Annotated in this window: 22 protein-coding genes and 1 pseudogene; 7 read left to right on the top strand and 16 right to left on the bottom strand. The window is 65.0% G+C overall.

Features of this window, described 5'->3' with window-relative positions; translation table 11 throughout:
• Nucleotides 1–151: 151 nt before the first annotated feature.
• From J8I29_RS10730 to J8I29_RS10710, 5 genes are all read right to left on the bottom strand, one after another.
• Nucleotides 152–535, bottom strand: a complete 384-nt coding sequence (locus J8I29_RS10730) for a VOC family protein (RefSeq protein ID WP_209431615.1) — start codon at nt 533–535, stop codon at nt 152–154.
• Nucleotides 536–677: 142 nt separating this feature from the next.
• Nucleotides 678–1493 (bottom strand): inositol monophosphatase, encoded by an 816-nt coding sequence (locus J8I29_RS10725; protein ID WP_209431614.1) that lies wholly within the window; start codon nt 1491–1493, stop codon nt 678–680.
• Between the two features lie 142 nt (nt 1494–1635).
• Nucleotides 1636–2700, bottom strand: a complete 1065-nt coding sequence (locus J8I29_RS10720) for an ABC transporter ATP-binding protein (protein ID WP_209431613.1) — start codon at nt 2698–2700, stop codon at nt 1636–1638.
• Nucleotides 2697–4925 carry an iron ABC transporter permease gene (locus J8I29_RS10715; protein ID WP_209431612.1) on the bottom strand — a complete coding sequence of 743 codons (2229 nt, stop codon included), beginning with the start codon at nt 4923–4925 and terminating at the stop codon, nt 2697–2699. Before J8I29_RS10715 ends, J8I29_RS10720 begins: the two co-directional genes overlap by 4 nt.
• A gap of 229 nt (nt 4926–5154) precedes the next feature.
• Nucleotides 5155–6174 (bottom strand): ABC transporter substrate-binding protein, encoded by a 1020-nt coding sequence (locus J8I29_RS10710; RefSeq protein ID WP_209431611.1) that lies wholly within the window; start codon nt 6172–6174, stop codon nt 5155–5157.
• Between the two features lie 201 nt (nt 6175–6375).
• Between J8I29_RS10710 and J8I29_RS10705 the strand changes: the two genes are divergently transcribed.
• Nucleotides 6376–7419 carry a LacI family DNA-binding transcriptional regulator gene (locus tag J8I29_RS10705; protein WP_209431610.1) on the top strand — a complete coding sequence of 348 codons (1044 nt, stop codon included), beginning with the start codon at nt 6376–6378 and terminating at the stop codon, nt 7417–7419.
• Nucleotides 7420–7443: 24 nt separating this feature from the next.
• Here the strand turns inward: J8I29_RS10705 and J8I29_RS10700 are convergent, their stop codons facing one another.
• The 6 genes from J8I29_RS10700 to J8I29_RS10675 all read right to left on the bottom strand — a co-directional run bounded on the left by J8I29_RS10700 (nt 7444) and on the right by J8I29_RS10675 (nt 14344).
• Nucleotides 7444–8457: a GTP-binding protein gene (locus tag J8I29_RS10700; RefSeq protein WP_245196841.1), complete on the bottom strand. Its 1014-nt coding sequence runs from the start codon at nt 8455–8457 to the stop codon at nt 7444–7446.
• The gene (locus tag J8I29_RS10695; protein ID WP_105861203.1) at nt 8454–9344 is read right to left on the bottom strand and encodes a DMT family transporter; all 891 of its coding nucleotides are present in this window, start codon (nt 9342–9344) and stop codon (nt 8454–8456) included. The genes J8I29_RS10700 and J8I29_RS10695 overlap by 4 nt, the downstream gene beginning before the upstream one ends.
• Nucleotides 9345–9621: 277 nt before the next feature.
• Nucleotides 9622–10941, bottom strand: coding sequence for a D-alanyl-D-alanine carboxypeptidase family protein (locus tag J8I29_RS10690; protein WP_209431609.1), 1320 nt, complete (start codon nt 10939–10941; stop codon nt 9622–9624).
• 194 nt (nt 10942–11135) lie between these two features.
• Complete coding sequence (gene choV, locus J8I29_RS10685; protein WP_209431608.1) at nt 11136–12329, bottom strand: choline ABC transporter ATP-binding protein; 1194 nt, start codon at nt 12327–12329, stop codon at nt 11136–11138.
• On the bottom strand, nt 12329–13159 hold the full coding sequence (gene choW, locus J8I29_RS10680; RefSeq protein WP_342588397.1) for a choline ABC transporter permease subunit: 831 nt from the start codon (nt 13157–13159) through the stop codon (nt 12329–12331). Before choW ends, choV begins: the two co-directional genes overlap by 1 nt.
• Before the next feature lie 234 nt (nt 13160–13393).
• On the bottom strand, nt 13394–14344 hold the full coding sequence (locus J8I29_RS10675; RefSeq protein WP_105861199.1) for a choline ABC transporter substrate-binding protein: 951 nt from the start codon (nt 14342–14344) through the stop codon (nt 13394–13396).
• Between the two features lie 434 nt (nt 14345–14778).
• Between J8I29_RS10675 and J8I29_RS30275 the strand changes: the two genes are divergently transcribed.
• The 3 genes from J8I29_RS30275 (at nt 14779) to sugE (ending at nt 16395) form a co-directional block, all read left to right on the top strand.
• Nucleotides 14779–14901, top strand: coding sequence for a hypothetical protein (locus J8I29_RS30275; protein WP_280870185.1), 123 nt, complete (start codon nt 14779–14781; stop codon nt 14899–14901).
• Nucleotides 14898–15902, top strand: a complete 1005-nt coding sequence (locus J8I29_RS10670) for a patatin-like phospholipase family protein (protein ID WP_105861198.1) — start codon at nt 14898–14900, stop codon at nt 15900–15902. Before J8I29_RS30275 ends, J8I29_RS10670 begins: the two co-directional genes overlap by 4 nt.
• 172 nt (nt 15903–16074) lie before the next feature.
• Nucleotides 16075–16395, top strand: coding sequence for a quaternary ammonium compound efflux SMR transporter SugE (gene sugE / locus J8I29_RS10665; protein WP_105861197.1), 321 nt, complete (start codon nt 16075–16077; stop codon nt 16393–16395).
• A gap of 68 nt (nt 16396–16463) precedes the next feature.
• Here the strand turns inward: sugE and J8I29_RS10660 are convergent.
• Both J8I29_RS10660 and J8I29_RS10655 read right to left on the bottom strand, forming a co-directional pair.
• Nucleotides 16464–18323: pseudogene (locus tag J8I29_RS10660) on the bottom strand (potassium transporter Kup); the annotation flags it as partial.
• Between the two features lie 540 nt (nt 18324–18863).
• On the bottom strand, nt 18864–20780 hold the full coding sequence (locus J8I29_RS10655) for a potassium transporter Kup (protein ID WP_245196840.1): 1917 nt from the start codon (nt 20778–20780) through the stop codon (nt 18864–18866).
• 500 nt (nt 20781–21280) lie between these two features.
• Between J8I29_RS10655 and J8I29_RS10650 the strand changes: the two genes are divergently transcribed.
• On the top strand, nt 21281–22987 hold the full coding sequence (locus J8I29_RS10650; protein ID WP_105861194.1) for a formate--tetrahydrofolate ligase: 1707 nt from the start codon (nt 21281–21283) through the stop codon (nt 22985–22987).
• A gap of 227 nt (nt 22988–23214) precedes the next feature.
• Here the strand turns inward: J8I29_RS10650 and J8I29_RS10645 are convergent, their stop codons facing one another.
• The 3 genes from J8I29_RS10645 to hpt form a co-directional block, all read right to left on the bottom strand.
• Nucleotides 23215–23496, bottom strand: a complete 282-nt coding sequence (locus tag J8I29_RS10645; RefSeq protein WP_209431607.1) for a hypothetical protein — start codon at nt 23494–23496, stop codon at nt 23215–23217.
• Between the two features lie 165 nt (nt 23497–23661).
• Nucleotides 23662–24165: a hypothetical protein gene (locus J8I29_RS10640; protein WP_209431606.1), complete on the bottom strand. Its 504-nt coding sequence runs from the start codon at nt 24163–24165 to the stop codon at nt 23662–23664.
• Between the two features lie 166 nt (nt 24166–24331).
• A complete protein-coding gene (hpt, locus tag J8I29_RS10635; RefSeq protein WP_105861192.1) occupies nt 24332–24862 on the bottom strand; it encodes a hypoxanthine phosphoribosyltransferase in 531 nt (176 codons plus the stop codon).
• A gap of 260 nt (nt 24863–25122) precedes the next feature.
• Here hpt and ftsE point away from each other — a divergent pair, with 260 nt between their 5' ends.
• Nucleotides 25123–25797 (top strand): cell division ATP-binding protein FtsE, encoded by a 675-nt coding sequence (gene ftsE, locus J8I29_RS10630; protein ID WP_068299045.1) that lies wholly within the window; start codon nt 25123–25125, stop codon nt 25795–25797.
• Entirely contained in the window at nt 25788–26738 is a 951-nt protein-coding gene (locus J8I29_RS10625; RefSeq protein ID WP_209431605.1) for an ABC transporter permease, read from the top strand. The genes ftsE and J8I29_RS10625 overlap by 10 nt, the downstream gene beginning before the upstream one ends.
• Nucleotides 26739–26742 lie beyond the last annotated feature (4 nt).

Below are 26742 nucleotides of genomic sequence, written 5' to 3'. Positions count from 1 at the left end.
TAACGGGCCGGGGTGCACACGGTCTCTCGCCCGCACCCATCCTGACACATTCCAACTACACAGGGTGCACGGGCATCTTGCCCGTTCTTCCTTTCCGCAAGCGCGGCGCTTCCAAGAACGGGCAAGATGCCCGTGCACCCGGAAGTAACCGTCATGCCTCCGGCGTCGAGAACACGCGCAACCTGTGGCCGTCGGGATCGAGCACCACGAAGGTGCGGCCGAAATCGAGATCGATGGGCTTCTGGGCGACGCGCACATCGCGCGTTTCGAGCCATTGGCCATAGGCAGCATCGACGGCGGCGGCATTCGCGACCTTGAAGCCGATCTCGACGCCGCCGGCTGGCGCACCCGGCGCGGGCTCGGCCGTATGCTTCGACCAGAGGCCGAGCATCAGACCGGTCTCGAGGGCGAACAGGGCGAAGGTGGCCTGCTTCTCGATGGGCTCAAGGCCGAGCAGGTCGCGATAGAAGGCGGCGCTGCGCAGCGGGCTGTCGACCATCAGCAGGGCATAGCTGGATTTGAAGGAGGCGGGCATTGTCTTGGTCCTCGGTTGCGACGAGGAAAGACTAGCGCTCTACCCTGCCAGTTTTTGTCAGGAATGAGAGCCTCCGGCTCGGCCCTTCGGCGAAGGTGATGGATCCGAGAAGCGGACTAAGCCCGCCTCCTCGGGCGCGCCGTCACGCTGCGACAGTCCCGGCCTGATCCACCAGTCCCATCAAGCCATCCCAGGCCCCCGGGGCCGAACCGATCACCCGACCACCCCGGGCGAGATCGCCATGGGCGAGGAAGTTCTCCGTCCGGCCGCCCGCCTCGCTGATGAGGCACAGGCCCGCCAGGCAGTCCCAGGCGTTCATGTGCGGCTCGTAATAGCCGACCAGCCGCCCCGCCGCGACATAGGCCAGCATCAGCGCACCCGAGCCGTTGCGGATGAACATGCCGCCCTCATGCAGGAGGGCGTTGAGGAAGCCGGTGATGGTCTCCGGCGCCACGCGGTGATTGGCGCCCACCCCGAGCACGCCGTCGACCAGGCTTCTTTGGTCCGAAAGCCGCAGGCTGGTGCCGTTGAGCGTCGCCCCCTGGCCGAGGGCCGCCGCATAGAGTTCGTCGCGCACCGGCGCATAGATCACCCCGACGACCGTGTCGGTGCCGTGCGTGACCGCCACCGAGACGCACCAGGACGGCAGGCCGAACACGAAGGGGCTGGTGCCGTCGACCGGATCCATCACCCAGCAATAACCGGAGCTGCCTTCGCTGAGGCCATATTCTTCGCCGAGCAGGCTGTCGTCCGGAAAAACGGCGCGGATGCGCTCGCGCAGCAGCCGCTCGCTGGCCTTGTCGGCGGCCGAGACCACGTCCTGCGCATTGGCCTTGGTTTCGACGGCGAGCGTATCGCGGTCGTTGAAGAAGGACAGGGCCAGGAGGCCGGCCTCCCGGGAGATGTCCCGGGCAAGATCGAGGCGGGCGGCGATGTCGGCGACGGCAGGCGATGTCATGGGCAATTCCTGAAGGACCTGAAACATATGAAGGCTAAGGCCAGCCGTCATTGCGAGCGTCGCGAAGCAGTCCGGAGGACGAGCCCGTGGCTGGCTGGATTGCTTCGCGACGCTCGCAATGACAGGCTTCCACGGACCATCCTCATTCCGGCACCAAAGCGAGGCCGCGGTCATGCAGGTCGACGCCGATGGCTGTCCCCGGCGCGAGCATGCGGTCGGTGCCGGAATCGATGAGGAAAATCGGGCCGGCCTTGGTCTCGATTTCGTATTCGACATGGTCGCCGAGATAGGCCGCGTGCAGCACCCGGCCCGACAGCATGGCCCCGGCGGCCTCGCGCAGGGTCATGGCATTGGGACGGATGGCGAGCTTGGCGGGGCCGACGGCCAGCCCCCGCGCGGCCAGCGCATGCCCGCCCTCGCCGACCCGGATCTCGGCCCGGCCATCGGCCACGCGCGTCACCTCGCAAGGCACCACATTGGCTTCGCCGATGAAATCGGCGATGAAGGCGGAGGCCGGCGCCTCATAGAGCTCGCGCGGCGTACCGGACTGGGCTATCCGGCCCTGATGCATGACGATGACCGTGTCCGAGACGGCCAGCGCCTCTTCCTGGTCATGGGTGACGTAGACGGCGGTAAAGCCCAGCCGCTGCTGGAGCTCGCGGATCTCGGTGCGCACCCGCCGGCGCAGCCGGGCATCGAGATTGGAGAGCGGTTCGTCGAGCAGCAGCACCTGCGGCTCGACCACGAGGGCGCGCGCCACGGCGACGCGCTGCTGCTGGCCACCCGACAATTCGCTCGGCAGGCGCTCGCCATAGCCGGCCAGCCCCACCAAGGCCAGGCCGTCGGCCGCCTTCTCGCGCGCTTCGGCCTTGCGCAGGCCGGATGATATCAGGCCGTACGCGACATTATCGGCCACGCTCATATGCGGAAACAGGGCATAGGACTGAAAAACCATCGAGACGTCGCGCTCATTGGCCGGCAGGGCGGTGACGTCCTTGCCGCCGATGCTGATGCGGCCGGCACTGGGATGTTCGAGCCCGGCGATCATGCGCAAGGTCGTCGTCTTGCCGCAGCCCGAAGGGCCGAGCAGGGTCACGAGCGTGCCTGGTTCGATCGTGAGCGACAGATCGGCAATGGCCGTCACCGCTCCGAAGTTCTTGCGCACATTCTGAAAGGTGACCGAGCCAGGCCTGATATCGATACTCATGCCGCCTTCTCCTGAGGTCTGGGGGTGGATCTGGCCGGCACACCGGCGACGCGGTCCTCGCGGCGCAGCCGGCGCTCGCCGACCAGGGCCTGGAAGCCGCCGATCACGGCGATCATCACCACGATCAGCACGCTGGAATAGGCGATGGCGACACCGTAACTGCCGTTCTCGACCAGGCCGACGATATAGGCGGTCGCCATGTTGTACTGGGCGCTCACCAGGAAGATCACGGCGCTGATCGAGGTGATCGAGCGCACGAAGCTGTAGACCAGGGCGGCGACAATCGCCGGGCGGAGCAGCGGCAGGATCACGCGCCGCGCCGTGGTGAAGGAGTTCGCGCCCAGCGTCAGCGAAGCCTCGTCGAGGCTTCGGTCGATCTGGCTCATCGCCGCCACGCCGCCCCGCACGCCCACCGGCATGTTGCGGAAGACGAAGCAGATGATCAGGATCAGCGCCGTGCCCGTCATCTCCACCGGCGGCAGGTTGAAGGCGAAGACATAGGAAACGCCGATGATGGTTCCGGGAATGGCGAAGCTCATCATCAGGGCGAATTCGAAGACAGAGCGCCCGGCGAAATTCTGCCGCACGATCAGATAGGCGGTGAGGAGACCGACCACCGCCGTCAGCGGAGCCGAGATCAGGGCGATCTCCATCGTCGTCCAGAACGAGCCCCAGGCGACGCCGCTCCACAGTATCGAGCCCTGGCTGAAGGTCACCGCAAAGGCGCGGCTGTAATGCTCGAGCGTGAGGCTATGGTCGAGCCCCCAGGTCTTCACGAAACCGCCGAACAGGATCATGGCATAGACCACCAGCGTGAAGGCCGACCACACGGAGACCACGCCGATGGAAAGTGCCGCGACCCCACGGCTGAGCCCGGCATGCTGGCCCGAATCGCCCTTGCCGGTGACGGTGGTGAAATTCCTGCCGCCGAGCCAGAGCCGCTGGGCGACGAAGGCGGTGAGGGTGAAGGAGAGCAGGATCAGGGCGAGCACGGCTGCCCGCGCCGGATCGGTCTGGGCACCCACCACGGCGAAGAAGATCTCGGTGGAGAGCACGCCGTGGCTGCCGCCCAGCACCATGGGGTTGCCGAAATCGGCCAGGCTCTCGATGAAGCCGACCAGGAAGGCATTGGCGAGGCCCGGCCGCATCAGCGGCAGCGACACCGTGACGAAGGTGCGCCAGCGGTCGGCCCTGAGGGTCTGGGCCGCCTCCTCCATGGCCGGGCTGACGCCCTGCACCACGCCGATCAGCACCAGGAAGGCGATCGGGGTGAAGGAGAGCACCTGCGCGATCCAGATGCCGGTGAGGCCGTAGAGCCAGCGGCCGGGCGGAATGTCGAAGAGGTAGGCAAGCCCCTGGGTGACCACGCCCGAACGCCCGAACAGCAGGATCAGGGCGAGGCCGACCACGAAGGGCGGCGTGATGATCGGCAGGATGGTGAGCAGCCGCAGCGCCCGCTTGAAGGGAAAGCGGGTCCGTGTCGCCACCAAAGCGAAGGCGAGGCCCAGCAGCGTCGAACCCGCGCCGGTGGCGATGGCCAGCATCAGGGTGGACCAGGCGACGCCGCAGCGCCCGCCGCCGGTGAGGCAGCGCAGGGTCCAGATCGACGGGTCGGTCAGGGTGTTGAGGAAGCCCGCGGCATCGAAGCTGCCATCGACGCCCTGGAAGGCGCCGACCAGCACGGTGCCCACCGGATAGAACACGAAGGTGGCGACCAGGGCGATCAGGATGGTGATCGCCGACACCACGAAGGCATCCCCCCTGAGAACGCCGCGCTCGGCGAGGCCGAAACTGAACAGCAGCAGGAAGGCCGTCAGCAGCGTGGCCGCACCGGCGCCGAAAGCTTCCTGCCCCGTTCCGAGCACCCCGAACCAGGCCTCGAGCACCGGCCAGCGCCAGCCCGAATAGGCGATGGCGAAGCCCTGGAACACCATGATGGTCGCGCCGGCGAGACCCGAGGCGACGAGCAGCCGGGCTCGCAGCGTCGGCTGAGCCGTGAATCGGGCCAGCGCGGCTGGCACCAGCGCCAGCAAAGGCAGAGCCAGCCACCAGCGCCCGTGCAAGGCGAGCTGAACCAGTCCCGGCCCGGCCTTCGCGCCGGCCGGATAGTCCGTCAGCCATCCGGTCGAGAAGAATCCAGCCTCGAGTCTGTACCAGGGCAAGATCGCCAGGCCGAGAACGGCCAGGGCGAGCACCCAGTCGAGGCGGCGGTTGCGCCTGTTCATGGCGGGCCTTTCGGAAAGGAGGTGGTTTGGGATAGCGCAGGCATCCAGCCCATCAGCGTTGACCTGGCCCGGCGAAACGTCGGAAGCATGGAGTGTCGATCTTCAGATCGACTTCTTCCTTCCGCATTTCCAAGAATGTCGATCTGGAGATCGACACTCCAATCCCATGCCAACCCCGCAATGACGGTGCGATAGGCGAGACGCCCGCGATTGCGAAGAACGGATCAGTTCAGTTTGCGTTGGCGCCGATCTCGCGGTCCCAGCGCTCCAGCAGCGCCTTGCGGGTCGCGGGTTCGCCGAATTTCTTGAAATCGTAGTCGATCAGCTTGATGTCCTCGAAGCGAGGAGCCTGGGGCGGCAACTCGGCGTTCTTGTTGGAGGGGATCTGGAAGGATTTGGCATCCTTCATCAGCGACTGGATCTCCGGCTTGAGGGCCCAATCGTAGAATTTCTTGGCGTTGTCGAGGTTGCGCGCGCCCTTGACGATGCTCATCGAGCCGATCTCGTAGCCGGTGCCCTCGCAGGGCGCCACCGCTTTGACCGGGAAGCCTTCGGCCGTCATCGTCACCGCATCATGCATGAAGACGATGCCGACGGTGGTCTCCCCGCGCGCCGCCGCCTTCACCGGGGCCGAGCCCGACTTGGTGTATTGCGAGACATTGGCATTGAGCTTGGCCAGGTACTCGAAGGCCTTGTCCTCGCCCATGATCTGCACCAGCGAGGCCAGCGCCGTATAGGCCGTGCCCGAGGAATTGGGGTTGGCCATCTGGATCTCGCCCTTGAAGGACGGATCGGCCAGATCGGCCCAGCAGCCCGGCGCCTTCAGCTTCTTCTGGGCGAGGAGGTCGGCATTGTAGCCCCAGCCGAGCGCCCCGGCATAGACACCAACGGTGCGGTAGCCCGACTGCTCGGCCTGGCGCTTGGCCCAATCCTGGAGCTGATCGAGCAGTGGGGACTTATATTCGAGGGTGAGCCCTTCCTGGGCAGCCTGCAGATGCGGGTCGCCGGTGCCGGCCCACCAGATGTCGGTCTTGGGATTGGCGGCCTCGGCCCGGATCTTGGCATAGGTCTCGCCCGAGGACAGGCGGACCATGTTGACGCCGATACCGCTATCCTTTTCGAACCGGTTCTTCAGCAACTCACAGACGGCGACATCCGCGGCACAGATCAGGTTGAGGGAGCCCTCCGCCTGGGCGGCGGCCGGGAGCATGGCGGCGATGACCGCGGCGGCAGCGAGTATCTTCTTCATGAATTTCCTCCAGGCGGCGCGCTGTTCTGCTTGTATTGCACGCGCGTGCAAAAGCTGCACGAGTATGATCCTACTGTCAATCCTGTTCTTTGCACCGAAATTTACGGCGCAATCCGTCCAAATTGCGCAAAATCAACCATGGCCCTTGCGCATGACTGCAAGGGCGTGCAACCTCCGGTCAATGTTCGACCGGCTCCTATCATGAAACCAGCCCGCTCCTTCGTCAGCGCCGAGGAAGTCGCCAGACTGGCCGGCGTTTCCCGTTCCGCCGTGTCCCGCGCCTTCACGCCGGGGGCCAGCGTTTCCGAAGAGACGCGCAAACGCGTGATGGAGGCGGCCCAGAATCTGGGCTACCACGTCAACCATCTCGCCCGCGGCCTGATGCGCCAGCAAAGCGGCATCGTCTGCCTGATCGTCTCCGACGTCGACACGCCTTTCCAGTCACGCCTGGCCCGGAACCTGATCGGCCGGCTGCAGCAGGCGGGCAAGGTCGCCATGGTGATCAATTCCTCCGGCTCGCCCGAAGCCGTGGCCGGCGCGGTGCGCCAGACCCTCAACTACCGGGCCGATGCCACGGTGGTGCTCTCGGGCACGCCAGACCGGGCCATCGCCCGCACCTGCCTCGACCATGGCCAGGAGCTGATCCTGATCAATCGCGACCAGGATTTCGACGAGGCCCACACCATCACGGTCGCCAACCGGGACGCCGCCCGGCAGGCCGTGCTGGCCTTCGAGCGCGCCGGGTGCCGGCGGCTCGCCTGCGTCACCTCGCAGGCCGGCACGCCCAGCCTCGCCGAACGCGAGCAGGCCTTTCTCCAAGCAGCCCGCCAGGCCGGCTTCGAGCCGATCCATTGGCGCCAGGGCCGCACCACCTACGAAACGGGCGCCGAAGCGGCGCGCGCCTTGTTCACCCGGCAGGTCACGCCCGACGCCGCCTTCTGCATCAACGACCTGATGGCCTGCGGCTTCGTCGACGCCGCCCGCAAGGAGTTCGGCCTGCGCGTGCCGGAAGATCTGTGCGTCATCGGCTTCGACGATATCGAGCAGGCCGGCTGGCGGGCCTATGACCTCACCACCTTCGCCCAGCCCATCGACCGTATCGCCGACAAGGTCGCCGAACTGGTGCGCGACGGCAGCGCCGGCGGCCGCTCCGGCGATCGGATCGGCACGCGGACCTGCCTCGACGCGCCGCTGATCTGGCGCGGCACCGTGCGGGCGCCCGACCTGTCGCAACAGGACGGTTGACGTATATGGCCTCTCCTCCCGTGTTCAGAACGCCAGGGGATTGTCGGTCAGGGCCGCGCGATCGGGAGCGTCCAGGCGCGGCTCGTCGCAGAAGGCCGCGAACAGGTCCTCGATAGCCCGCCGGTCGAGATCACGGCCGATCACCACGATACGGGTGCGCCGGTCGGGGCCCGGCCAGGCATCGAGGCGTTCCGGCGGTGCGAACCAATGCTGGACCCCATGCAGGACCACCGGACGCCCGGGCTCGTCGGCGAGCCTCACAAGTGCCTTGAAGCGCAGCAGGCCTTCGCCGAAACGCTCGCGCAACTCGTCGATAAAGGTGACGAAGCGCCCGGGCGTCAGGACCTTGTCCGTTTCCAGCGTGAAGGAAGCGATCGCGGCGTCATGGGCTGAAAAGAAGGGCCGCGCCCCGACGGCAGCCCCCGCGCTCGGAAAGTCAGGCTCCTCGAGCAATGCTGCAGCGCCGGCATCCGGCATGGGGCCGATGGCAGCGCGCGGATTGAGGGCCCGCAGCCTTGCCATGAAGGCCGCGCTGTCGCCGGCGAGATCGGTCTTGCTGACCAGGATGCGGTCCGCCACCGCAAGCTGGGCGATGGCCTCGGCATGCTGGTCGAGCAGCGCCTCGCCTCGCAGGGCATCGGCGACTGCGATGACCCCGGCGAGAACATAGCCCGCACCCGCCAGTTGCGGCGCCATCAGGGTCTGCAGCACGGGCGTGGGATAGGCGAGCCCCGTGGTCTCGATCACCACGCGGGCAAAGGGTGGCAGGTCGCCCGATGCCCGGCGCGCCGCGAGATCGGCCAGCGTATCCAAGAGATCGCCGCGCAGGCTGCAGCACAGGCAGCCTGAGGACAGCAGGACCACGCCGTCACCCGATTTTTCGACCAGCAGATGGTCGAGCCCGGCCTCGCCATATTCGTTGATCACCACGGCCGTGTCGGCCAAGGCGGGATCCTTCAGGAGGCGATTGAGCAGCGTCGTCTTGCCGGCTCCGAGAAAGCCCGTGAGCACGAAAGCGGGAATGCGGGACGAGATCATGCCGATACGGCCTTTCTGCGACTTTCCATCAGCACCGACGCCACCACGGCGATGAGCACCAGCGTGCCGCCGCTGACCTGCCGGGGCGTCAGATGCTCGTCGAGCACCTGTGTCGCCAGCAGGATCGAAGCGACGGGCTCGGCGCAGAACACCAAACCCAGCGCTGCCGGGGGCGTCAGCCGGGCTGCAGTCAAATGGCACACAAAGGCCAGGACGAACAGGCCGATATGCAGGCCGACCGGCACCGCCGCTGCGAGCAGCACGGCCGGCGAGGCGAGCCTGCCGGTGGCGAGGCAGGCCGCGAGCGCGACTGGAATCAGGATCAGCTGCGTCCAGAACCCGGCGATCGCGGGATGGACGCCGCGGGTTGCCCGCGCAGCGCAGAAGAACTGAAGCGCGGCGGCGGACGCCGCCATCAGAGCCAATGCCAGGCCCCGCCAATCCAGCGCGCCGAAATCGGCGCCCAGCGCGATGACGAGACCGACGAAAGCGAGCGCAAAGATGGCGAGCCGCGCCGGTGTCAGCCTTTCACCATCCACCAGCGGACTGGCCACCAAAATCAGCAGCGGGTAGATATAATAGAGGATGGTGGCGATCCCCACCGGGATGAAGGCAACCGAGGAAATGTAGCACAGGCCGACGAAGCTGGTGGCGATGCCCAGGCCTAACACCGGCAGGCGCCAGGGCCGGGCGACGGCCAGCGTGCCGCCTTGGGCAAGGCCCAGGCCGCCGAGCAGCGCCACGAGCAGAAAGGCCCGGTAGAACACCACTGTCGGCCCGCTCGCGCCGGCCTCGGCGGCAAGCTTGGCATAGGGCACGTTGGCGCCATAGCAGAGCGCCGCGAGGAGCCCGAGGCTCAGGCCGGTCAGGATGGCATTGTTCGACATTGCGGGCGGTCCGGCGGGGCTCCCGCCAATGCGAGGCCGGGTCAACCTCTAGAGCAAAGCGCGTTCAAGTGTGAACGCTTATTTGCTCTACCGCCCAATCGCAAAACGCCATGAGGCGGACCTGCCCGAAATCAAGGGCGGGATCGATCCAATGGAGTGTCGATCTCCAGATCGACATCTTTTCGGCCAACGTAGCGTCTCCAAGAGGGTCGATCCGGAGACCGACCCTCCAACGCGGCGCCCGCCTTCGTAACGTTGGAGCTTGGGTGCCTCGGCCCTATCCCTCGTGGTGCACCTTGCGCTTGGGCGGCTTGGCAGGAGTTTTGGCAGGCGTCTTCGCCTTGCTGTCGGCGGTCTTCTTCAGGTTCTTGCGCCCTTTGTTGAGCTTGGGGTCGGTGAGTTGATCGGGCACCGCCAGGGGCTTGCCCGGATCGGCATAGCCGGTGGCCGTCACGCCCTTCTTGGCGGCGAGCTTGCTCGCCGGCCCCTTCGCCGGCTTGGGCGGCAGATCGGCGAGAATCGGCGTGTTGGGCAGGCTATAGATCGGGCGCCGCGGCCCGAGATAGGGGCCGACCGCAATGGGCGGCGCCGTCACCCAGCTTGCCAGCAGCGGGCTGGGCTCCGGGGCGGGCGCGGCCGGGCTGCCGGGGAGCACCTCGGCGGTGTCGGCACTTTCCGCCGCACCCGAACCTCCCTTCTTGCGCGAACAGGCGATGTCGCGAATATCGGTCGGGCCGGGATAGGCCGAGGCCGGAAGCTGGGTGGCGAGCGGCGCCTTGCTGAAGAAGCCGCCACCGCTATTGGTGTAGTTGGCCTCGAACAGCGCAACGGCCTGGTTGGTACGGTCCTTCGGCGTCGGCGCGCCCATGATCACCGTGATCAGCTTGCGGCCGTTGCGGGTGGCCGTCGCCACCACGTTGAAGCCGGCCGCGCAGATGAAGCCCGTCTTCATGCCGTCGGCGCCGGGGTAGCGATAGACCAGGGCATTGTGGGTGCGCATGATCCGGCTGCCCGACTGGATGGTCTGGATCTGGAACAGCGAGGCATATTGCGGGAATTGCGTGATGATGGCGTCGGCCATCACCGCCATGTCGCGCGCCGAGGTGATCTGGCGCGGATCAGGCAGCCCGTTGGGATTGACCCACTGGCTCTGGGCCATGCCCAACGCCCGCGAATTGGCGTTCATCTCGGCGGCGAAGGCATCCACCGAACCCGATACCCCCTCGGCCAGGGCCACGGCGATATCATTGGCCGAATGCACCACCAGCATTTTGAGGGCGTCGTCGATGGTGACCATCGTGCCGACAGGATAGCCCATCTTGGAGGGCGCCTGCCTGGCGGCGAGCGGTGAAATCACGATCGGCGTGCCCAGATCGACGCGTCCCGCCTGGATGGCCTTGAACACGGTATAGGCCGTCATCAGCTTGGTGAGAGAGGCCGGATACCAGGGCCGGGTCGCATCCTGCTGCTGCAGCACCCTGCCGCTGGCCGCATCGACGACGATGGTGGGATTGCTGGCGCGCGCAACGCCGGCGGCGGATCCAAAGGCCAAGCCCGCCACGAGCGTGGCGGTGATTGCCCGATTCGAAATACCCATCCGTTCCTCTTTCGGCTTCAGCGGCGGCACACATTCACCGGAAGGGGGGCATTTTAATGACCACCTGGTGACTTGACACGCATGCATTGGCAGAACGGCCAGTATCGCGGCAAAGCCTTAACGGATCAATGCGGACGGAAAAGGAAGAGCGGATCGGAGATTCGCGCTCCCGGGAATGGCAGGCGTCCTGGATATCAGGCGTCCTGGCGCCTCAACACGGCCTGCAGCACGTCCTTCACCTCGATCGCGCCGACGAAACGGTTCTGCTCATCGAACAGCGCGACCGGCGCGGTATCGGCCTTGTGCATGGCCAGCATCACCGTCTTGAGGGACGTGCCGGGGCTGGCCCAATAGCAGGAGCGCTCATCCTCCTGCACCGGCTTTTCGCATTCGGAACAATGCACCCATGCGCCGCGGATGCTGTCGCGCTCGGCCGCCTGCACCTGACCGTCGGCACCGACCTTGAAACGGGTGGTCTTGCGGCCATCGAGCCAGATCCAGCCGTCGCCTTCCCTTTCGAGATCGCGGGCATCGCGCATCACATGCCAGGCGGTGAGCACGCTGAGCGGGTTCACATTGGCGATGAATTCCTGCACGTAATCGTTGGCCGGGCGCAGCACGATATCCTCCGGCCGGCCCGACTGCACGATGCGGCCGCTCTCCAGAATGGTGATGGTGTTGCCGATCTTGAGAGCTTCCTCGAGATCGTGGCTGACGAAGATGATGGTCTTCTTCAGTTCCTTCTGCAGCTGCAGCAACTCGTCCTGCAGCTTGGTGCGGATCAGGGGGTCGAGCGCCGAGAAGGGCTCGTCCATCAAGAGGATCGGCGCCTCGGTGGCGAAGGCGCGGGCGAGGCCCACGCGCTGCTGCATGCCGCCCGACAGCTCATGGGCGAATTTCTTCTCCCATTGCTTGAGGTGGACCAGCTCCAATTGCTTGTCGACCTTGGCCTTGCGCTCGGCTTCGGGCACGCCGGCCAGTTCCAGGCCGAAGCCGACGTTCTCGGCCACGGTGCGCCAGGGCAGCAGGCCGAACTGCTGGAACACCATGGCGACGGAGTGCTGGCGGACATGGCGCAGGGTCTGCTCGTTGCAGCTGACCACATCGACCATCTTGTCGCCGGCCTTCACCAGGACCTGGCCGCGCGTGACCTTGTTGAGGCCGTTGACGGCGCGCATCAGGGTCGATTTACCGGAGCCGGACAAGCCCATCAGCACGCTGATCTCGCCTTCCTGCACGGTGAGGTTGCCATTGGCGCAGCCCAGCACCGAGCCGGTCTTCTCCAGGATCTCGGCCCGGGTCGAACCGGCGTCGAGCAGCTTGATGGCCTCGGCCTGGCGGGAGCCGAAGATGATGTCGACATTCTTGAAATCGACGGCGATGCTCATCAGTGTGCTCCCTTCGTACGGCACAGACGATCGAGCACGATCGCCAGGATCACGATGCAGGCGCCCGCTTCGAAGCCGCGCGGAATGTTGAACTGGCCCATGGCGCGCACCACGTCGACGCCGAGGCCCTCGGCGCCGACCATGCCGGCGATCACCACCATCGACAGGCTGAGCATGATGCATTGGGTGACGCCGGCCATGATGGTGGGCATGGCGTGCGGCAATTCCACCTTCCACAGGAGCTGGCTCTTGGTGGAGCCGAAGGATTCACCCGCTTCCTTGAGCGCCGTCGGGGTGGAGTTGATGCCGAGATAGGTGAGGCGCACGGGTGCCGGCAGGGCGAAGATCAGGGTCGCGATCAGGCCGGGCGCCGCGCCGAGACGGAACAGGGCCACCATGGGGATGAGGTAGACCAGGGTGGGCAGGGTCTGCATCATGTCGAGGATGGGATGGAGCACGGCATAGAGCTTGGGCCGGTGCGCCGCCATCACGCCGAGCGGAATGCCGATCGCCATGGCCACGGCCGCCGACCAGAACACCAGAGAGACGGTCTTCATGGTGTTGGACCAATAGCCCTGGTTCCAGATGAACAGGCAGCCGAGGAAGATGAAGAGGCACAGGCCCCAGGAGCGGTGCCGCCACCAGCCGAAGGCGACGACGAGAACGATGATGACGATGGGCGGGGGATAGGTCAGCAGCCAGGACGTGCCGCCGACCGTCTTTTCGATTCCGATGCGAAGCGGATCGAACAGCCACGTCGTGCAGTATTTCTGCAGGAACTCGATGACGAGCTGCATGACCTTGCCGAATGGCAGCTTCGTATCCGTCACCCAATCGAACATTACTTCCCCCGCGCTATGCCGCAGGCGATCCGGCCCGCCACGGCCGGGGCCGCGACGGATCGGTGCCGCCCGCAAGCGTCATCATTGCCGACCCCCGGTTAATTGTAATTTTCGAGCACCGATCTTGCGCCGGCCTGATGGTGCGATTTGGCGAAACCGCACTCCAATGCCGGCAGGCCATGCCTGCCGGCCTTCACGTCGCGTTTTAAGGAGCGGCCGATCTCAGAGGCCGAGGCTCTTCTTCACGGCATCGAGGCCAGGCTGGCCATCGAAGGTGGTGACGCCGGCAAGCCAGGCATCGAGCACGGCCGGATTGGCCTTGAGATATTTTTCGGCTGCCGCCGGGCCTTCCATCCCGTCACCGGTGATCATCTGCATGACCTGGTTCTCGAGATCGACATTGAATTTCAGGTTCGCGATGAACTTGCCCGCATTGGGACATTCCTCGCTCCAGCCCGCACGCTCGTTGGTGTAGACCTTGGCGGCACCGAAATTCGGGCCGAAGGTGTCGTCACCGCCCGTCAGGTACTGGAGCTTGAAGTTGACGTTCATCGGATGGGGCGCCCAGCCCAGGAAGACGATGTCCTCGCCGCGAGCGATGGCGCCCTGCACCTGAGCAAGCATGCCCTGCTCGGAGGATTCGACGAGCTGGAAGTCCTTCAGGCCATTCTTGTTGCCGTCGATCAGGCTCTGCACCAGGCGGTTGCCGTCATTGCCGGGCTCGATGCCATAGATCTTGCCCTGGAGCGAATCCTTGAACTTGGCGATGTCACCGAAATCCTTCAGGCCCTTGTCATAGGTCGCCTGCGGCACGGCCAGCGTGTATTTTGCCCCTTCGGGCAGATTGGCGGCGACTTCGACCACCGATTTGTCGGCGATATAGGCCTTGCGGTCGTTCTCCATGCTCGGCTGCCAATTGCCGAGGAACACGTCGATGTCCTTGCTCTTCATCGAAGCGTAGGTGACGGGCACGGTGAGCACGGTGGTCTTGGGCGTGTAGCCGAGGCCTTCCAGAATGCGGGATGCGATCGCCGTCGTCGCGGTGATGTCGGTCCAGCCCACATCGGAGAACTTGACCGTCTTGCAGGCTTCCGCATCGCCTGCCAATGCGGCGCCCGTGCCGAGGCCGATGGCCAGGACGGCGCCTGCAATCATTCTACCAATACCCGTCATTTCATTTCTCCCGGAAAACACCGAAGGCCGAATCTGGGGCAGCCCAGTTCGTCTTGTCTTTGTTAACCCCTCTCGGCCCCAGATGGGACCGAACTCTTGCCACGGAGCCCTTTCCCCTATGGCAATTCAGCACGAAAGACAGTGCTTGTCCCGTGAATTTACGGCGCTGGATGACGCCGACGGCACAAAGCGGCCCAGTCGCGCCCAGATCGGCTTGCACCGTTCTCAAGGCGTTGTCGCATGGGCACTCTATTGATTGAACATATAATCAATTAAACCCGGATCCAGCCGAGGCTGGATGCGTGCAGGCGACGCTCTATGTCACACCAGCGTCAATTTTCCGATCTGCAACGCGATGCAATATTCAAGTGATTTATCTTTTTTCCTGCGCAAGACTGAGCAAATCACCTAAGGCTTTTCCAGAGGATCCCAGCATGCTCAAGGCCAAGGCGGCCGTCATCACCGGTTCGGCGCCGGGGGGCGACTTCAGCATCGTTCGCGCCCCGGCACGCGCAGACGCCCATCCGTCGACAGATGGCGGTCGGATCGCCGCATGAGCACCGCGCCCAAACCCGTCAGTTTGGCGCTTCAGGGCGGCGGCGCTCATGGCGCCTTCACCTGGGGCGTGCTCGACGCGCTGCTGGAGGACGGCCGCCTCGACGTCAAGGCGATCACCGGCACCAGCGCCGGCGCCATGAATGCCGTGGTCTTCGCCGAGGGTTATCTCGAGGGCGGCGCACCTGGCGCCCGCCGGCAGCTCGAGACCTTCTGGCGCGAGATCAGCCGCAAGGGCCGGCTGTCGCCGCTGCGCCGCCCGCTTCTGGAGCGCTTCATGGCCGGCTGGTCGCTGGGAGACTCGCCCGGCATGGCCCTGTTCGAGAACTGGAGCCGGCTGTTCAGCCCCTATGACACCAATCCGCTCAATCTCAATCCGCTGCGCGATTTCATCGCCGAGCTGATCTGTTTCGACAAGCTCAGGGCGAGCGAGGCGATCAGGCTGTTCGTCTCCGCCACCAATGTGCGCAGCGGCCATATCCGCATCTTCGAGAATGCCGAACTGAACGCTGATGTGGTGATGGCTTCGGCCTGCCTGCCCCAGATCTTCCAGGCCGTCGAGATCGGGGGGCAGGCCTATTGGGACGGCGGCTATCTCGGCAACCCGGCCTTGTTCCCGCTGCTCGACGACCGCACGCCCGACGACACCATTCTGGTGCAGATCAACCCGGTGCTGGTGCGGGAGGTGCCGCAGACGGCCGGCGGCATCGCCAACCGCCTCAACGAGATCACCTTCAACGCCTCCCTCCTCGGCGAATTGCGGGCTCTCGCCATGATGCAGCGCCGCGCCCGGGGCGCCGACCGTTTCGGCGACATCCGCCTGCATCGCATCGCGCTGGGCCAGAAGGAAGGGCTGGACGCCACCTCCAAGCTCAACACCGAATGGGAGTTCCTCACCTTCCTGCGCGACCAGGGCCGCAGGGCGGCGAAGATCTTCCTCGCCCGGCACTTCGACGCGATCGGCACGACGGCCACGCTCGACATCGAAGCCATGCTGCGGTGAGAGGACACGTCCAGGGAGCGTCGCAATGCCGGGCCAGCCCTTGATTTCGGGACGGAGTCCGGCACAATGCCGTCCGTTCGCGGCCTTCATGCCGCGATCGAGGAGGCCACGCCCTCCCCCCATGATGGGTTTGATGTCCGGGACGGCCCGGCCCTTTTGAGAGGAGGGCCTGATGGCCTGGATCTATCTTGTTATCGCCGGCATCTTCGAAGTGGTGTGGGCCTTCTACATGAAGCAGTCGGAAGGCTTTTCGAAGTTGGTGCCGACCGTGATCACCTTCGTCACCATGGCCATCAGCTTCGGCCTGCTCTCGATCTCGATGCGCAGCCTGCCGCTCGGCACCGCCTATACGATCTGGACCGGGATCGGCGCTGTCGGAGCCTTCATCGTCGGTGTGCTGGTGCTCGGCGAACAGGCCAACGCCATGCGCATCGTCGCCGCCGCCCTGATCATTTCCGGGCTGGCCATGATGAAGCTGTCGACACCGGCCTGACGTCTTCCCGGAGCGCGGACTTCCCGGCGACATGCGAGCATGTCGCGATGCCCCGCGCTCCGTTTCCCTCAGATCAACACCTGCGTGCCGATCTCCACCACCCGGTTGGAGGGGATGGAGAAATAGTCGCTGGCGTCGTCGGCATTGCGCGCGAGGATCATGTAGAGCCGGCGCTGCCAGCGCCACATGGTCGGCTGCGCCCCGCCACGCAGGTGGCGTCGCGACAGGAAGAAAGAGGTGTCCATGATGTCGAAGGACCAGCCGGCCCGGCGGCTGAGCGCCAGCGCCTTGGGCACGTTCGGGCTTTCCATATAGCCGAACTGCACCCGCATCTTGGTGAAGGAGGCAGAGACCTCTTCGAGCGTGATGCGCCCGCCTCCCGCAACCACCGGCTCCTCCACGGTCTGGATGGTGAGGATCGCCACCTTCTCATGCAGGGCCTTGTAGTGCTTGAGGCTGTGCAGCAGCGCGGTGGGGGTGTAGTCGGGATCGCTGGTGAGGAAGATCGCCGTGCCCGGCACGCGGGCGACCGAGCCCTTTTCCAGGCTCTTGACGATGGTCATCAGCGGCACCTCGGTGCGCCGCGTCTTCTCCAGCACCAGCCGCGTGCCGCGCCGCCAGGTGATCATCAGGATCATCAGGGCCGCCGCAATCATCAGCGGTACCCAGCCTCCATCATGCACCTTGAGCAGGTTGGCCGAGAGAAAGACGAGATCGATCAGCAAGAACGGCACAATGACGAGCCCCGCTGCCAAAGCCGACCAGCGCCAGACCTTCCAGATCACCAGGAAGGCCATCATCGCCGTCACCACCATGGTGGTGGTCACGGCGATGCCATAGGCCGAAGCCAGGCGCGAGGAGCTCTCGAAGGCCAGCACCAGGATGAGCACGCCGACCAGCAGAATGCCGTTGACCTGGGCGATATAGATCTGCCCTGACTGGTGCTCGGACGTATGGGCCACCTTCATGCGCGGCAGGAGGCCGAGCTGGATGGCCTGGCGCGTCAAGGAATAGGCGCCGGTGATCACCGCCTGGCTGGCGATGATGGTGGCGATCGTCGCCAAGACCACCATCGGCACCAGAAAGAGCGGGTTCTGCGGCACCAGCATGTAGAAGGGGTTGTCGAGGATCTCGGGCGCAGGATTGTTCAGCACCAGCGCGCCCTGGCCGAGATAGTTCAGCGCCAGCGAAGGCAGCACCAGCGTCATCCAGGCCATCTGGATCGGCTTGCGGCCGAAATGGCCGAGATCGGCATAGAGCGCCTCCGCCCCGGTGACCGCCAGGAAAACAGCGCCAAGCGCCACGAAGCCGATATGGCCATGGCTGAGCATGAACTCGACCGCGTGCCAGGGATTGAAGGCCGCGAGAACGACGGGTGCATCCTTGATGTGCCACAGGCCCGACAGGCCCATCACCACGAACCACAGTGCCATCACCGGCCCGAAGAAGGCGCCGACCCGGGCCGTGCCGTGGCTCTGGACGGCGAAGAGCGCCACGATGATCGCCACGGTAATCGGCACGACGAACGGATCGAAGGCCGGCGTCACCAGTTTCATGCCCTCCACCGCCGAAAGCACCGACACGGCGGGCGTGAGGATGGCGTCGCCATAGAACATGGCCGCCCCGATGGTGCCGAGCACCAGGAGGGTCGTGCCGGAACGCCCGAGGGCACGCTGGGCCAGGGCCATCAAAGTCAGGGTGCCGCCTTCGCCCTTGTTGTCGGCCCGGAGCAGCAGCAGCACATATTTCAGCGTCACGATGACGATGAGCGCCCACAGGATCAGCGAGATCACGCCGAGCACCGCTTCCTGGCTCATCAGCCTGCCGCCCTCGGTCGCCGCATGCAGCGCCTCGCGGAAGGCATAGAGCGGGCTGGTTCCGATATCGCCGTAGACGACGCCGATGGAGCCGAGCGTCAGCGCCCAGAAGCCCCCGCCATGGCCGCTGATTTCCTCGCCGGTGTCGGCGCTATGCGTAAGCCCCATACGGGCCTCCGTTGGATGATGTAGGAGTCGGGCAAGGCGAAGATGAAAAGCGCGGCTGCGGTCGCCAGGCAAGCCCGTCCTCTGTTTGTGCAGCGCAGCAAGCCCGCTCTCTTACACCTTTCCGATTTCACGGCAAAGGGGGGCGGGATCTGGGACGGTGGATCGCAAGTCCAGACAACATGCGCCGCCGGCGAAGCGGGCCTGGACGCGAGGCCGGCGCGCGGATCTTCAGCGCCTGATCGAAAAGTCGGCAAAACTCGACTTTTGTCATTCCCGGGCTTCCTCCCGGCAATCCAGGGCTGCGATGTCGACGAGCAGCGCAATCTCAATGCCCGGAGCCAGCCCGGGCATGACAAAACTCAGCTTTCTCGGCTCTGTTTATGACTATTGAGGACGGCTCTTCAGATCAGCACCCTCTCCTGAAGACGGGCTGTTCCCAACATGCCGATCTGGCGATCGGCACACCAGGTTGCGCATCCTCCATCAGATCAGGACCTGCGTGCCGATCTCCACCACCCGGTTGGAGGGAATGGAGAAATAGTCGCTGGCATCGTCGGCATTGCGGGCGAGGATCATATAGAGCCGGCGCTGCCAGCGCCACATGGTCGGCTGCGCCCCGCCGCGCAGGTGCCGGCGCGACAGGAAGAAGGAGGTCGACATGATGTCGAAGGACCAGCCGGCCTTGCGGCACAGCGCCAAGGCCTTGGGCACGTTCGGGCTCTCCATATAGCCGAACTGCACCTTCATCTTGGTGAAGGAGGCGGAGATCTCCTCGATCGAGACCCGGCCGCCGCCCGGCACGATCGGATCGTCCGTGGTTTCGATGGTGAGGATCGCCACCTTCTCATGCAGCGCCTTATAGTGCTTGAGGCTGTGCAGCATGGCGGTGGGGGCGTAGTCGGGATCGCTGGTCAGGAAGATCGCCGTGCCCGGCACGCGGGCGACCGAGCCTTTTTCCAGGCTCTTGACGATGGTCATCAGCGGCACTTCGGTGCGCCGGGACTTCTCCAGCACCAGCCGGGTGCCGCGCCGCCAGGTGACCATCAGCGTGATCAGGCCAAGGGCGATCAGGATCGGCAGCCAGGCGCCATCGAACAGCTTGAGCAGGTTGGCGCCGAGGAAGATCGAATCGATGATGAGGAAGGGCACGATGATCGCCGCCGCGGCCCAGGGCTTCCACAGCCAGACCCGCCAGATCACCACGAAGGCAAGGATGGCATCCACCACCATCGTGGTGGTCACGGCGATGCCATAGGCCGAGGCCAGGCGCGAGGAACTCTCAAACACCAGCACCAACAGCACCACGCCGGCGAGCAGCATACCATTGACCTGGGCGATGAAGATCTGGCCGGACTGGTGCTCCGAGGTGTGGGAAATGCGCATGCGCGGCACCAGGCCGAGCTGAACGGCCTGGCGCGTCAGCGAGAAGGTGCCGGTAATCACCGCCTGACTGGCGATGATGGTGGCGCTGGTAGCCATGATCACCATCGGCACCAGGAACAGCGGCGAGGCCGGCACCAGGCGGTAGAACGGATTCTCCAGGGCACTGAAATCGTTGAGCACCAGGGCGCCCTGGCCGAGATAGTTGAGAGTCAGGGCCGGCAGCACCAGGCCGAGCCAGGCGGTCTGGATCGGCTTGCGGCCGAAGTGGCCGAGATCGGCATAGAGCGCTTCGCCGCCGGTGACGGCCAGGAACACAGCACCCAGCGTGACAAAGCCGATATGGCCATGGGTGAGCAGGAATTCGGCGGCATACCAGGGATTAATCGCGGCGATGATGCCGGGATGCTGCAGGAAATTGACGAAGCCGATCACGCCGACGAGCGTGAACCAGATCGCCATGATGGGGCCGAAAAAGGCACCGACCCGCGCGGTGCCATGACTCTGCACCAGAAAGAGCGCGATGATGATCACCAGCGTCAGCGGCACGACGAAGACGTCGAAGCCGGGCGCCACCAGCTTGAGGCCTTCCACGGCCGACAGCACGGAGACAGCCGGGGTGATCATGGCGTCGCCGTAGAACATCGAGGCACCGACGATGCCGAGCAGCACGATGGGTGCCCCGGTGCGCCCCAGCGCCCGCTGGGCCAGCGCCATCAGGGTCAGGGTGCCGCCCTCCCCCTTGTTGTCGGCCCGGAGCAGCAGCAGCACATATTTGAGCGTGACGATGATGATCAGGGCCCACAAAATCAGGGAGATCACACCGAGCACGGCGGTGGGAGTAACGTTCTTGCCGCCTTCGGTGGCGGCATGGGCGGCCTCGCGGAAGGCATAGAGCGGGCTGGTGCCGATATCGCCATAGACGACGCCGATGGAGCCGAGCGTCAACGCCGCGAACCCGCCGCTATGCTTGTGTTCCGTGGTGTCTTCGCCATTCTCGACGGCGTTCGCGAGCCCCATGCGGGCAACTCCGTTCTGACCTGTTGGGATTGTTTCGATGGGTCGATCGCAAGCAGCGATCTTCGCTCTCCAAAATGCGGCTCGAGGCGCCGCCGGTCGCATCGGTGACCGAACGGCAAGTGACGGCACGCCGGTCGAACCCAGGGTTTCCTGCCCTCGGGGTGGGGCCTCTTACACTCTTCTGCCGGATGGGCATAGAGGCCAGCACCCTTTTTGACCAACAACTCCCCAGCCAATCGGCCCCCCGAAACATGCATAGCCCACATTCAAGACGTGTGCATCATCGCAAAGGCGACACACCCTGTGACGGTTTCGGACAAGCCGACTCGATTGCAATCGGCTATCTATCTTTCACGCGACGCTGCGTCGTATTCGGAACAATTTCTCTCTTAATTTTTCCGTAATCGCCGCATTCCACGCATCTACTGCTAAGAAAGTTATTTTCATTTCCGTGAAAATATGTCTCAACTGAGCAGAACAACCGCCCCAGAGGGAACCACATGGCCCAAGATCCGAAAAAGCCACTGAGCGACATCGAAATCGCGCGTCAAGCCAAGATGCAGCGCATCGACGCGATTGCCGAAAAAGCCGGCATTCCCGACGAGGCCTTCGAGCCCTATGGCAAACATATCGCCAAGATCGATCTCGACAAGATTCCCGGCCTGCAGGATCGCCCCGACGGCAAGCTGATCCTGGTCACCGCCATCAACCCGACCCCGGCCGGCGAAGGCAAGACCACCACCACCGTTGGTCTCGGCGACGGCCTCGCCGCCATCGGCAAGAAAACGATGATCTGCCTGCGCGAGCCCTCGCTTGGCCCCTGCTTCGGCGTCAAGGGCGGCGCGGCCGGCGGCGGTTATGCCCAGATCGTGCCGATGGAGCAGATCAACCTGCATTTCACCGGCGACTTCCATGCCATCACCTCGGCACATAATCTGTTGTCGGCGATGATCGACAACCACATCTACTGGGGCAATGCGCTCGGCATCGACACCCGCCGGGTCACCTGGCGCCGCGTGCTCGACATGAACGACCGCTCGCTGCGCGCCATCAACTCTTCGCTCGGCGGCGTCTCCAACGGATTCCCGCGTGAAGACGGCTTCGACATTACCGTCGCCTCCGAAGTCATGGCCGTGTTCTGCCTTGCCAAGGACCTCGCCGACCTCGAGGAACGGCTTGGCAAGATGATCATCGGCTACACCCGTGACAAGAAGGCGATTACCGCCGCGGACATCAAGGCCTCCAGCGCCATGACGGTGCTGCTCAAGGATGCCCTGAAGCCCAATCTGGTGCAGACGCTGGAAGGCAACCCCGCCTTCGTGCATGGCGGCCCCTTCGCCAACATCGCCCATGGCTGCAACTCGGTCGCCGCCACCAAGGCCGGCCTGAAGCTCGCCGATTATGTGGTGACGGAAGCCGGCTTCGGCGCTGATCTCGGCGCCGAGAAGTTCTTCGACATCAAGTGCCGCAAGGCCGGCCTCACCCCGGCCGCCGTGGTGATCGTCGCCACGGTGCGCGCCCTCAAGATGCATGGCGGCGTGCCGAAGGATCAACTCGGCAAGGAGAACCTCGAAGCCCTGCGCAAGGGCCTGGCCAATCTCGGCCGCCATGTCGAGAACGTGCGCAAGTTCGGCGTCTCGGCCATCGTCGGCATCAACCATTTCATTGCCGACACGCCGGCCGAGCACGAACTCATCGCCCAGGTCTGCAAGGAGCAGTTCGGCGTCGACGCGGTGGTGTGCAGCCATTGGGCCGAGGGTTCGAAGGGCACCGAGGAACTTGCCCGCCGCGTGGTCGCGCTGGCCGAGGCCCCGCATCCGCTCGACGGCCGCGGCTTCCGCACCCTCTACCCGGACGAGATGCCGCTCTGGGACAAGATGAAGCTGATCGCCAAGGAGATCTATCGCGCCGCCGATATCATCGCCGACCAGAAGGTCCGCGACCAGTTCAGGGACATCGAGGCCGCCGGTTTCGGTCATCTGCCGATCTGCGTGGCCAAGACCCAGTACTCCTTCTCGACCGATCCGAACCATCGCGGCGCGCCGGTCGACCATGTCGTGCCGATTCGCGAAGTGCGGCTGTCGGCCGGCGCCGGCTTCCTGGTGGTGGTCTGCGGCGAGATCATGACCATGCCGGGCCTGCCCCGCGTGCCCTCGGCGGAATTCATCCGCCTCGATCCCAAGGGCCAGATCGAAGGCCTGTTCTGAGCCATCGCCTGCCCTGCCGGTCGCCTGGCGCGACCGGCAGGGCAATGAAGATGAAGGCGCCGGACGCCGCGGGGCCTTCCCGTGTCGCCGCCCTGTCAGCCATGCAAAAACCCCACGGTTCAGTGAACCGTGGGGTTTTGTTTTTGGCCCTGGCAGGCGCCAGGACCTATCCATACGCTCAAGCTTCCGACTGTGCCCGGATCGTCGGGCACAGCGTGGTTCCCACCTCAGTACTCACGATAATCGCGATAATACCGGCGGGGACGTTCGCGATAGCGCCAGCCGCCATCACCGCGCCACCCACGCCGATAACCGCGATCGGGCACGCATCCATAGGGTGAGCGGTGCATTCCATAGGGGCACAAACGGCGAATCTGCTGGATGAGCCCGTTGTCGGCCTGTGATTGCGCCGATGGTGCCATCGGCATTGCCGAGGCAATCTGCGGTGCAACCATCATGCTTCCGGCGGCCAGGCCAGCTGCAACAAACAGCTTCAGGGATAGTTTCATAGCTCCCTCCCTCGTTTTCAATACTCGATGTCTAGCAGTATGATCTGAATGCAAGGTGAACAGGTCGGGTCAAGCAATCAACTTAACGTAACGTTACCTAGCCTCCAAATCTCATTAAGCCGCCAAGAGATGGCTGGACTGAAGACCGGCCTACCCCGGGACAGCTTAGAGCCGGCCCTTCCTGAAGCCAAGCTCATACACCTGCCACACGAGCACGGCCAGCATGGCGAGGGTGACGATCCAGCGCCCATAGACCGGCAATATCTGGTCGCTGAGGATCGGAGAGAAGATCTGGAAATAGATGGCGGCGGGCAGGATGAGCGCCAGCTGCGCCGGCCGGCCCAGATCGTTGTAGCGCTTGGCGCCCACGAAATAGATGCAGACCGAGACCAGCACCATCACCAGATAGATGACGTCGATCGCAAACAGAGACAGATAATAGGGCGCCGTCATCAGCCGGGTATGTTCCCGGGCGACTTCATCGACCAGCGCCTCGGCCGCCGCGGGATTGCGTGGCAGGACGTGATTGAGCCCGAAGACCACCGCCACCAGTACCCCAAGGATCAAGGCCAGCACCGCCATGGCGCGCCACCAGGTCTGCCTGTCGATGCTGCCCTTGTCGTCACGAAACAGGAAACGGGCGCTGTGAGCGCCCAGTATACCAGCCATATCTCCTCCGAGGCCTGCCATCCCGCCGGCTTCTAGAGCAAAGCGCGTTTAGACGGCAACGCTGCTTTGCGCTGCCTCTTTGGTTCGACGCGTCTTTGCGATTCCTGGCGATGCCGCCAACGCAAAACGCTCCTGCCCGTGCGACGCGGCAGGATCAAGGCGCTTTCTATTCGACCACACCGACGAAAGGCAGCTGGCGATAGGAATGGGCGACGTCCATGCCGTAGCCGACCACGAACACGTCGGGGCATTCGAAGCCGATGAAATCGGCCTTGATGTTGACGGCGCTCTTGCCCGGCTTGTCGAGCAGCACGCAGCTCAGCACCTGCTTGGCGCCGCGCGCCGCAAGCAAATCCTTGGCGAAGGCCAAGGTGCGCCCGGATTCCAGAATATCGTCGACCAGCAGGATGTTGCGCCCGCGCACGTCGCTCTCGACATCGTGCAGGATGTTCACCGTGCCGGACGAGACGGTCGACTCGCGATAGCTCGACAGATGCACGAACTCCACTTCGGGTGCCATGCCCGCCTGATGCATGGCGCGCAGGAGGTCGGCCGCGAACACGAAGGAACCTTTCAGCACCGCGACCACGAGCAGATTCTCGAGATTGCGGGCCTTGATCTCCTGCACCAGCGACGCATTGCGCTTGGCGATCGTCTCGGCGTCGAACAGGACTTTGATATTACGCGACGTGGCCATCGAACTCCTCATTTCTGCCGGCACCATAGCCGCAGGAGGGCATCGGCGACAATGGCGTTGGAGTCCCGCCCGCCGGCCGCCCACAGGCGCCGGATCGCAACCCGGGCAGCTCCTGCTCCACGGCTACGGGAAGAAGGATCTTCCGAAGGTTAAATTCGTTGTGATTTCGTTAACGTTAATACCTCGTTAACGCCCTCCCGGCACAGTGCAGCCGAGGCGGTTGGGCCGTGGTCGGGACCGCTTCTTGGGGAGATTCTGTTTTGGTTCGGTTCGAGAATGTGGGATTGCGCTACGGGATGGGGCCGGAAGTGCTGCGCGACGTCAGTTTCGACCTGCCCGCCAATTCCTTTCAGTTCCTCACCGGTCCTTCCGGCGCGGGCAAGACCACGCTGCTGCGCCTGCTCTTCCTCACGCTCAAGCCGACCCGTGGCCTCATCCACACCTTCGACCAGGAAGTGTCGACCCTTTCCAAGCACGCCCTTGCCGAGACACGGCGGCGCATCGGCATCGTCTTTCAGGATTTCCGCCTGCTCGATCACCTCACCACCTATGAGAACATCGCCCTGCCCCTGCGCGTGCAGGGCCAGGACGAGGCACGCTACCGGGCCGAAGTGGTCGAATTGCTGCACTGGGTCGGGCTCGGCGAGCGCATGCATGTGCTGCCGCCCGTGCTGTCCGGCGGCGAGAAGCAGCGTGCCGCCATCGCGCGGGCCTTGATCGTGCGCCCCGAATTGCTGCTGGCGGACGAGCCGACGGGCAATGTCGATCCTGCTCTCGCCCGCCGCCTGCTGCGCCTGTTCATCGAGCTCAACCGCTCCGGCACCTCGGTGGTGATCGCCACCCATGACGAAAGCCTGATGGAGCTCTTCCCCGCCCGCCGCCTGCGCCTCGAGGATGGCCACGTCACGGTCCAGGAGCCCGCGTCATGGTCGTGAACGACAGAGCGCAGCCGGCCGGCCGGCGCGCCGAGACGCTGATCCGCCCCGCCGCCCCGATCGTGCCGTCGGGCTCGATCGCCGGGCGCTCGCTGATGGCGGTGGTGGCGATCATGACCTTCCTCGTCGCCCTCACGGCCGGCGGCGTATTGCTGATCGCGGGCGCCGCCGCCGACTGGGGCTCGCAGATCGCCCGCGAGGTCACCATCCAGGTGCGCCCGGTCGAGGGACGCGACATCGAGGCCGAGATCGGCAAGGCCGTCGTCGCCGCCCGCGCCGCCGACGGCATCAGCGACGTGCAGGTCTATTCGCGCGAGGAAACCGAGCGCATGCTGGTGCCCTGGCTCGGCGAGGGCCTCGACATGGGCGACCTGCCGATCCCGCGCCTCATCGTGGTGAAGATCACGCCCGGCAGCCTGCCGGACTTCGCCACGCTGAAGAAGACGCTGGCCGAGACGGTGGCCGGCGCCAGCCTCGACGATCACCGCTTCTGGATCGCACGCCTGGCGGCGATGGCACGGGCGATGGTACTGGCGGGCCTGGCCATCCTCGTATTGATGGTCGTCGCAACGGCGCTGTCGGTGGTGTTCGCCACCCGCGGCGCCATGGCCGGCAACAAGGACGTGGTCGAGGTGCTGCATTTCGTCGGCGCCCATGACAGCTTCATCGCCAACGAATTCCAGCGCCATTTCCTCTGGCTCGGCCTCAAGGGCGGGCTCATCGGGGGCGGCGCGGCGGCGCTGACCTTCCTCTTCGCCCATATGCTCGCCTCCCGTTTCACCGCCACCGCGGCGGGAGACCAGATGGAAGCCCTGTTCGGCTCCTTCAACATGGACTGGCGCGGCTATGCCGCCATCGCCGCGGCAGTCGTGCTCATTGCCATCATCACCGGCGTCACATCGCGCATGACGGTTCACCGCGTGCTGCGGGGACACATATAGGGGT

It is taken from the genome of Labrys sp. LIt4, assembly GCF_017813775.1.
In the GTDB taxonomy this organism is placed as follows: domain Bacteria; phylum Pseudomonadota; class Alphaproteobacteria; order Rhizobiales; family Labraceae; genus Labrys; species Labrys okinawensis_A.
Note: the sequence above shows the minus strand (reverse complement) of the source record. Positions and strands in the feature narration are given on the sequence as shown.